Genomic DNA, 7,912 nt, shown 5'->3' with positions numbered 1-7,912 from the left:
TCTAATTACGCCTTTCTTGCAGAAGGTGCCTTTTTAACGATTAAACGTGGAATTCGGCGGGTTACAGGCGGCAATCTCAATACTAATAACAACGCACCTATAGAAGCGTAGATCGCCCACTCCCTCAGATCGGCGCGAACGATCCACAACATATGCAGTAACCCAAGCCCGAGAATCACATAGACCAACCGATGCAGTCTTTTCCAGCGAACGCCCAAATGCCGCTGACTGTAACGATTGGAGGTAACCGCCAGCGCCAACAAACCGAGAAACCCCAGCACCCCGACGATAATGTACGGCCGCTTGCGCAACTCGATACCCAGTTGTGACCAATCAAAGCCGAGGATGAACGCCGTATAACCGCTCAAATGCAAAACCACATAGGCGAAACACCACAACCCCAACTGCCGTCGGACAGCTATCCACCCCGACCAACCGGTGAGCTTCTGCAATGGCGTCATGCTTAACGTAATGAGCAGCAGGACAAGCGCCCCCAACCCTAGACGATCAACCAGCACCTTTCCTGGATCAGGTCCCAGCACATCCGCCCAGGCTTGATACAACCAAAGCAGCGGCCAAACAGCTGCGGCGATAAAGACACCAATACGCCAGAACAGATATCGCATCAGTAATTCTTCCGCAGATCGAGCCCTGCATATAAAGAAGCGACTTCATCCGAGTAGCCGTTGAACATTTGCGTGTCCCGCACATTGGGCTTGAACAGACCGCTCGGCAAACGCCTTTCCCGTGCCTGCGTCCAACGCGGGTGGTCGACTGTCGGGTTCACGTTCGCATAAAAGCCATACTCATTCGAGGCAATGCTCTGCCAGGTGGTTTTCGGCTGCTCACTGACCAGGCTGATTCGCACGATGGACTTGATGCTCTTGAAGCCGTATTTCCACGGCACCACCAGACGTAGCGGCGCACCGTTCTGATTGGGCAACTCACGTCCATACATGCCTACAGCGAGAATCGCCAACGGATTCATCGCCTCATCCAGACGCAGCCCTTCTACATATGGCCAGTCGATCAAGGCGAAGCCAGAACGTTGTCCAGGCATACTCTTGGGATCTTGCAGGGTTTCAAAGCGAATAAATTTGGCCTTGGACGTCGGTTCTACTTCCTTCAGCAAAGCCGAAATTGGAAAACCTATCCACGGAATGACCATCGACCAGGCCTCCACACAGCGAAGACGATAAATACGCTCTTCCAGCTGATAAGGCTTCATGAAGTCTTCCAGCGCATACCGCCCCGGCTTACCCACCTCCCCGTCTACCACCACGCTCCACGGTTCGGTTTTTAGCGCACCGGCGTTGGCCGCAGGATCGCCTTTGTCGGTACCGAACTCATAGAAGTTGTTGTAGTGGGTCGCATCCTTGAAAGGCGTGATTGCTTCATCCTTGACGTTGACCGCCCCCCATTTAGTGGAAGGCAGTTTTTCGGCAAACCAGGACGGCGCCTTGCCAGGCTCGACATCGGCATAACGCGCAGCATCGTCGGCACTCGCCCAGCGCGGCAGCGTACTCACAGCCAAACCGGCAACGGCCGCGCCTAATACATTGCGACGAGAAAGGTAGAGAGATTCAGGCGTGACGTCTGACTCATGACAGTCAGACGCTTTGGGGACTTTGATCAGCATGGCAACTCCGCAGCATTGGAGGACAGATGCACCCATAGACTGCGGAGTATGAGGGAAATTACATCACTCGGTTTTTTTGTGCCGACGAAGACGCAGCAGGTACTGCACCGGCCCGGAAGCCGCATAGGCAAGGAAAACCAGCAGCAGGATGCGCGGCGGATCACTGAATACAACGGCAAATACCAGCACCACTGCCAGGATCGCGACAAAGGGAACGCGCCCCTTCAAGTCCAGCTCCTTGAAGCTGTTGTACTTGATGTTACTGACCATCAGCATGCCTGCGGCGGCAACCATCAGCGCAACCAGGAACGACATTTTGGAGCCCTGAATGCCGTAATCGCTGAACGCCCAGACAATGCCCGCGACCACACCGGCCGCGGCCGGGCTGGCCAGACCGATGAAGTAGCGCTTGTCGGCGGTGCCGACCTGCGTGTTGAAGCGTGCCAGGCGCAACGCCGCACCCGCCACATAGATGAAGGCGACCATCCAGCCGACTTTGCCCATATCGCCCAAGGCCCAGCCGAATGCCAGCAAAGCCGGCGCGACGCCAAAGGCAACCATGTCCGACAGCGAGTCGTACTCCGCACCGAAGGCGCTTTGGGTGTTAGTCATGCGAGCGACGCGACCGTCGAGGCCGTCGAGCACCATGGCGACGAAAATCGCGATCGCGGCAAACGCAAAATACTTGCTCGCGCCGATTGCATCACCGGCACTCAAGGCGCTCTGGGCGCTCATCGAGTTGATGATGGAATAGAACCCTGCGAAGAGGTTCGCAGTGGTGAACAGATTCGGCAGAAGATAGATACCACGATGCCGGACTTTACGGCCTTCAGCGTCATGCCCTTCTTCGATGTGCTCATCGATGGGCAGAAGGCTTTCGGCGTCAGAAGCCTGCTTTGGCTCTTCGGGACGTTCGCTCATGGACATTACCTTGCAACGGGGTGGAAAGTTTCGACAGGTGTCTGGGACGACGGTTCGACCGCAAACGATGCAGCTTTATACCAGAACCGGCGGATCCAAACGAAAAAACGCGGCCTAGGCCGCGTTTTCCGTACAAGCTCGTGACTTAGTTCTTGGCTTTGTCGACGATCTTGTTGGCACCGATCCACGGCATCATGGAGCGCAGTTGCTCACCGATGATTTCGATACCGTGAGCGGCGTTGTTACGACGCTTGGCGGTCATCGAAGGATAGCCGGTGGCGCCTTCGCTGATGAACATCTTGGCGTATTCGCCGTCCTGAATACGTTTCAGGGCGTTGCGCATGGCCTGACGGGATTCGGCGTTGATTACTTCCGGACCTGTCACGTACTCGCCGTACTCAGCGTTGTTGGAGATCGAGTAGTTCATGTTGGCGATACCGCCTTCGTACATGAGGTCAACGATCAGCTTCAGTTCGTGCAGGCATTCGAAGTAGGCCATTTCCGGCGCGTAGCCAGCTTCAACCAGGGTTTCGAAACCGGCTTTTACCAGCTCAACGGTACCCCCGCACAGAACGGCTTGTTCGCCGAACAGGTCGGTTTCGGTCTCGTCCTTGAAGGTGGTTTCGATGATGCCGGTACGACCGCCACCAACGCCGGCAGCGTAGGACAGTGCAACGTTTTTGGCGTTGCCCGAAGCATCCTGGTAGATAGCGATCAGGTCAGGGATACCGCCGCCTTTGACGAACTCGGAACGCACGGTGTGGCCCGGAGCTTTCGGCGCGATCATGATCACGTCGAGGTCAGCGCGCGGAACAACCTGGTTGTAGTGGATCGCGAAACCGTGGGAGAAGGCCAGGGTGGCGCCTTTCTTGATGTTCGGCTCGATTTCGTTCTTGTACAGCGAGGACTGGAACTCGTCCGGGGTCAGGATCATGACCAGGTCGGCAGCTGCTACGGCGGAAGCAACGTCAGTCACTTTCAGGCCGTGGGCTTCAGCTTTGGCAACGGTGGCCGAACCTTTACGCAGGCCAACGGTAACGTCAACGCCGGAGTCTTTCAGGTTGCACGCTTGAGCGTGGCCTTGGGAGCCGTAACCAATGATGGCAACTTTCTTGCCCTGGATGATCGACAGGTCGCAGTCTTTATCGTAGAAAACTTTCATGAATTTCCCCTTTATATCTGGCCCTCAGGCCATTCGCTAATTTGGTTTAGATGCTCAGTACTTTGTCGCCGCGGGCAATCCCGGTGACGCCACTGCGTACGGTTTCCAGAATCGAGGCAGTGCCGATCGATTGAATGAAGCTGTCGAGCTTGTCGCTGGTACCGGTCAATTGAACGGTATACACGCTGGCGCTGACATCAACGATCTGCCCACGATAAATATCGGTGGTGCGCTTGATCTCGGCGCGCTGGGCGCCGGTGGCCTTGACCTTGACCAGCATCAGTTCGCGCTCGATGTGAGCACTCTCCGACAAGTCGACCAGTTTGACCACTTCAATCAGCTTGTTCAGGTTCTTGGTGATCTGCTCGATGATTTCATCATGGCCGACAGTGGTCAGCGTCAGACGCGACAAAGTCGGGTCTTCGGTTGGCGCCACGGTCAGGCTTTCGATGTTGTAGTTGCGCTGCGAAAACAGGCCGACTACACGAGACAGAGCGCCCGGTTCGTTTTCCAGAAGCAGGGAAATAATGTGCCGCATGATTAAGTACGCTCCGTCTTGCTCAACCACATATCACGCATGGAGCCGTCTTTGATCTGCATCGGGTAGACGTGCTCGCTGGTGTCAACCGAGATATCGATAACCACCAGGCGATCTTTCATGGCGAACGCCTCCTCCATCTTCGACTTCAAATCTTTCGAGTCGGTGATGCGCACGCCAACGTGACCATAGGCCTCTGCCAGTTTGACGAAGTCAGGCAGCGATTCCATGTAGGAGTGCGAGTGACGGCTGCCATAACTCATGTCCTGCCACTGGCGAACCATACCCAGCACGCCATTGTTCAGGATGACGATTTTTACCGGCAAACCGTATTGCAGGCAGGTCGACAGTTCCTGAATGTTCATCTGGATGCTGCCCTCGCCTGTTACGCAGGCGACATCGTCATCCGGGAAGCTCAGCTTGATGCCCATGGCCGCCGGAAAACCGAAGCCCATGGTGCCCAGGCCACCGGAGTTGATCCAACGGTTCGGCTTGTTGAACTTGTAGTACTGCGCCGCGAACATCTGATGCTGACCCACGTCGGAGGTCACAAAGGCGTCGCCCTTGGTCACTTCGCACAGGGTTTCGATCACGGTCTGCGGCTTGATCACGCTGCCGTCGCCCTTGTCGTAAGGGAACAGACCGCGGTCACCGCGCCACTCATCAACTTGCTTCCACCAGCTGGCAACGGACTCCTTGTTCGGGGTCTCGCCGATTTCCTTGAGGATCGCGACCATTTCGGTCAGGACACTCTCGACCGGGCCAACGATAGGCACGTCTGCCTTGATGGTCTTGGAAATCGAAGCCGGGTCGATGTCGATGTGAATGATCTTGGCATTCGGGCAGAACTTGGCCGGGCCGTTGATCACGCGGTCATCGAAACGCGCGCCGACTGCAAGGATCACATCGGCATGGTGCATCGCCAGGTTGGCGGTGTAGCTGCCGTGCATGCCGAGCATGCCGATGAACTGACGGTCGGTGCCAGGGTAGGCACCCAGGCCCATCAGGGTATTGGTCACTGGCAGGTTGAGCATCTTCGCCAGCTCGGTCAGCGGCGCAGAGCCACCACCGAGGATCACGCCGCCGCCCGAATACAACACAGGGCGCTTGGCCGCCAGAAGCATTTCGGCTGCCTTGCGGATTTGCCCGGAGTGACCGCGAACGGCCGGGCTGTAGGAACGCAGCTTGGCTTTTTTCGGGAAGATGTATTCGAACTTTTCGGCCGGGTTGGTCATGTCTTTCGGGATATCGACAACGACCGGACCAGGACGACCGGATTGCGCCAGGTAGAACGCCTTCTTCATGACTTCCGGGATTTCCGAGGCGTGCTTGATCATGAAGCTGTGCTTCACGATCGGCCGGGAGATACCGATCATGTCGGTTTCCTGGAACGCATCGGTGCCTACCATGGTGCTAGGCACCTGGCCGGAAATGACCACCATCGGAATGGAGTCCATGTAGGCCGTTGCAATACCGGTGATGGCGTTGGTTGCGCCCGGGCCGGACGTCACCAGTACCACGCCGGCTTTACCGGTGGCACGGGCATAGCCGTCAGCCATATGAGTCGCAGCCTGCTCGTGACGAACCAGGATGTGGGTCACTTCCGGTTCTTTGAACAGGGCATCATAGACATGAAGAAGAGCACCACCCGGGTACCCGTAGATATATTTGACGCCTTCGTCACGCAAAAAGCGGACGAGCATCTCACCGCCAGATAAAAGCTCCACGTTGTTCACCTCTAAAACGCCAGAATACCGCCCACATACAAGAGGACGGGTCTTAATAGGTTTACTTCTCGGCAGAGCATGAGCGACGGTGGTCGCCGACTACGTCAGCACTGACTGAGCAAGTATTGGGATCGTCCCAAGTGTTGCGGGCCTTTCCCACCCAGCGCGAGGTAACGCGTTGCGGGTGTAACAGGTCGGCGCGGATGTGCGCCTCATGATCTGCCGAGTGGGTCTGCTTCTGGCAGTCCCTCTACAGCGGACTTTGGATTCTTCTGTTTCGCCCAGCGCAAGTCAAGCCGTCAATGTGCTTTATTGAACTAAGCGCATGAGAACGCAAGAAAAAACCTTTAAACCGCAACTGTGTTAGCTTCAATTGCGCACCCCTGACAAGGAAATGGCATGAGAACACTCATCTTCACCGCCAGCTTGCTGATCAGCCTGAGCCCTTTGTGCATGGCGGGTCAGATCTATAAATGGGTCGATGCCCAGGGCGTCACCCATTTCGATGCGCAGCCGCCCCAAGGCCGGGAGGCCACCGTCATGGTCACGCCCTCCCCGCCCGTCGGCAAGCCGGGCGCGCTACCGCGCAGCAACGTCATCGGCGATCAAAAGGCCATCGATCACAAAGTGAAAAAGCAGGTCGCCGAGCAGCAGGCCCAGCTAAGAGTGTTCTGTGAACAAGCTCGGACGAACCTGGCTCAACTGCAGAACAATCCGCGATTGCGGGAGGAAGTCGACGGCGAGACGCGCCGCCTGACCGACCAACAACGTCAGGAGCGCCTCACCGAAGCACAGAAACAGATTGCGAAAAACTGCCAGTAAGCACTGGCAGTTTCCGATTCAGCGGGAGACGGTGATCAACGCGTCGAACTCTTTGAGCAAGACCTGAAGCTGCCGATCCTTGCCCTGGACATTGCGGGAGGCGAAGACCATTTCGGCCATCTCCTGAATCCCTGATGCGTTGGGCAATGGCAGATCCTGCTCCAGGATCGACTTCATCCTTGGCAAGAAGACCCATTGCAGCCATTGCTCGAAATCCAGCGTATCCACCGAAAACGGTTCAACGCTGGAGAGCGCCTCAGCAGACGGCGGTACTTCATCCCACCAGCCCTGAACGCGCAGCTCGCGCTCGATCAACAGCAACTGTTCGGCAATCTTCGGAAAGCGCATATCCATCACAGCGAAACCTTGGCCTTCTGACGAGCCAACGCAGCACCGGCCGGGTCACCCTGCTTCTCTCGGGCCTGGGCGATCAATTCCCACAGGCTGGCCTGAAGATCCGGACGCCCATTGGCGAACGTCAGGCCACGGCGGGCAAACTGCTCGGCCTGAGCCGCATCACCTTGAGCCATACGCACCTGGGCCAGGCGATAAAGTACTTGCGGCTCGCGCGGTGCAACGCGCTGGGCACGTTCGAGGCTGGAAGATGCACCATTAAGGTCGCCACTGGCCTGTTGCTGCTGGGCGGTGGTCAACAATGCCAGGACCGGACCGTCCAGTTGTTCATCGGCGGACAGTCCGCCGGAGTTCGCCGAAGGAATCCCGCTGGGCGTCGACGGCATGCTGTAGCTACCCTGATTGATCGGCGCCGACTGAACCGGCGAGGTATCAATCGGCCCCGGAGTAATCGGGCCTGGGGTAATCGGCGAAGTGCTGATCGGTGCCGAGGAGACGGCGCCACCACCCGGGACCATCACCACGACCCCGGTGTCACCTTGCGGGATCGCCTGAGTCTGAGCTTGTACAGGACGTTTCACCGTCGATTGACGGAAACCGCCATTCGCCGAAATCCGCTCACTGTTGGAGACGGCAGTGCCGGCATCCTCAACCGGGATCGAACCACGCTGCACAGTGGAGCAGCCGCTGAGCAAAGCCACGGCAGTCACCGCTGGAATCAACCACTTGTTCACTTCAAATCCTCTTTG

The 7,912-nt window shown here is 57.2% G+C and carries 9 protein-coding genes; 1 reads left to right on the top strand and 8 read right to left on the bottom strand.

Going from position 1 to position 7,912, the window contains the following annotated elements; all coding sequences use genetic code 11:
• Window positions 1–5 precede the first annotated feature (5 nt).
• From msrQ to ACEN8R_RS28725, 6 genes are all read right to left on the bottom strand, one after another.
• Window positions 6–626 (bottom strand): protein-methionine-sulfoxide reductase heme-binding subunit MsrQ, encoded by a 621-nt coding sequence (msrQ, locus tag ACEN8R_RS28750; RefSeq protein ID WP_018930220.1) that lies wholly within the window; start codon window positions 624–626, stop codon window positions 6–8.
• On the bottom strand, window positions 626–1,639 hold the full coding sequence (gene msrP, locus ACEN8R_RS28745; protein ID WP_018930219.1) for a protein-methionine-sulfoxide reductase catalytic subunit MsrP: 1,014 nt from the start codon (window positions 1,637–1,639) through the stop codon (window positions 626–628). Before msrP ends, msrQ begins: the two co-directional genes overlap by 1 nt.
• 63 nt (window positions 1,640–1,702) lie before the next feature.
• Window positions 1,703–2,560 (bottom strand): CDP-diacylglycerol--serine O-phosphatidyltransferase, encoded by an 858-nt coding sequence (gene pssA / locus ACEN8R_RS28740; protein WP_018930218.1) that lies wholly within the window; start codon window positions 2,558–2,560, stop codon window positions 1,703–1,705.
• Window positions 2,561–2,705: 145 nt separating this feature from the next.
• On the bottom strand, window positions 2,706–3,722 hold the full coding sequence (gene ilvC / locus ACEN8R_RS28735; protein WP_003228216.1) for a ketol-acid reductoisomerase: 1,017 nt from the start codon (window positions 3,720–3,722) through the stop codon (window positions 2,706–2,708).
• Between the two features lie 46 nt (window positions 3,723–3,768).
• Window positions 3,769–4,260 (bottom strand): acetolactate synthase small subunit, encoded by a 492-nt coding sequence (gene ilvN, locus ACEN8R_RS28730; RefSeq protein ID WP_003205610.1) that lies wholly within the window; start codon window positions 4,258–4,260, stop codon window positions 3,769–3,771.
• Between the two features lie 2 nt (window positions 4,261–4,262).
• The gene (locus ACEN8R_RS28725; RefSeq protein WP_026286735.1) at window positions 4,263–5,987 is read right to left on the bottom strand and encodes an acetolactate synthase 3 large subunit; all 1,725 of its coding nucleotides are present in this window, start codon (window positions 5,985–5,987) and stop codon (window positions 4,263–4,265) included.
• Window positions 5,988–6,386: 399 nt separating this feature from the next.
• Here ACEN8R_RS28725 and ACEN8R_RS28720 point away from each other — a divergent pair, with 399 nt between their 5' ends.
• On the top strand, window positions 6,387–6,809 hold the full coding sequence (locus ACEN8R_RS28720) for a DUF4124 domain-containing protein (RefSeq protein WP_018930216.1): 423 nt from the start codon (window positions 6,387–6,389) through the stop codon (window positions 6,807–6,809).
• Between the two features lie 18 nt (window positions 6,810–6,827).
• On the opposite strand, the gene ACEN8R_RS28715 is transcribed toward ACEN8R_RS28720, so the two are convergent.
• Complete coding sequence (locus ACEN8R_RS28715; RefSeq protein WP_018930215.1) at window positions 6,828–7,163, bottom strand: YqcC family protein; 336 nt, start codon at window positions 7,161–7,163, stop codon at window positions 6,828–6,830.
• Complete coding sequence (locus ACEN8R_RS28710) at window positions 7,163–7,897, bottom strand: tetratricopeptide repeat protein (protein ID WP_018930214.1); 735 nt, start codon at window positions 7,895–7,897, stop codon at window positions 7,163–7,165. The genes ACEN8R_RS28715 and ACEN8R_RS28710 overlap by 1 nt, the downstream gene beginning before the upstream one ends.
• Window positions 7,898–7,912 lie beyond the last annotated feature (15 nt).

Source organism: Pseudomonas sp. Pseusp15 (genome assembly GCF_059492165.1).
The sequence above is the reverse complement of the archived record's forward strand: the minus strand, read 5'-3'. Positions and strand labels throughout refer to the sequence as shown.

What these genes read in the sequence shown, in the direction of transcription:
- msrQ (WP_018930220.1), bottom strand. Translation starts at nt 626, where the DNA reads ATGCGATATCTGTTCTGGCGTATTGGTGTCTTTATCGCCGCAGCTGTT.
- msrP (WP_018930219.1), bottom strand. Translation starts at nt 1,639, where the DNA reads ATGCTGATCAAAGTCCCCAAAGCGTCTGACTGTCATGAGTCAGACGTC.
- pssA (WP_018930218.1), bottom strand. Translation starts at nt 2,560, where the DNA reads ATGAGCGAACGTCCCGAAGAGCCAAAGCAGGCTTCTGACGCCGAAAGC.
- ilvC (WP_003228216.1), bottom strand. Translation starts at nt 3,722, where the DNA reads ATGAAAGTTTTCTACGATAAAGACTGCGACCTGTCGATCATCCAGGGC.
- ilvN (WP_003205610.1), bottom strand. Translation starts at nt 4,260, where the DNA reads ATGCGGCACATTATTTCCCTGCTTCTGGAAAACGAACCGGGCGCTCTG.
- ACEN8R_RS28720 (WP_018930216.1), top strand. Translation starts at nt 6,387, where the DNA reads ATGAGAACACTCATCTTCACCGCCAGCTTGCTGATCAGCCTGAGCCCT.
- ACEN8R_RS28715 (WP_018930215.1), bottom strand. Translation starts at nt 7,163, where the DNA reads ATGGATATGCGCTTTCCGAAGATTGCCGAACAGTTGCTGTTGATCGAG.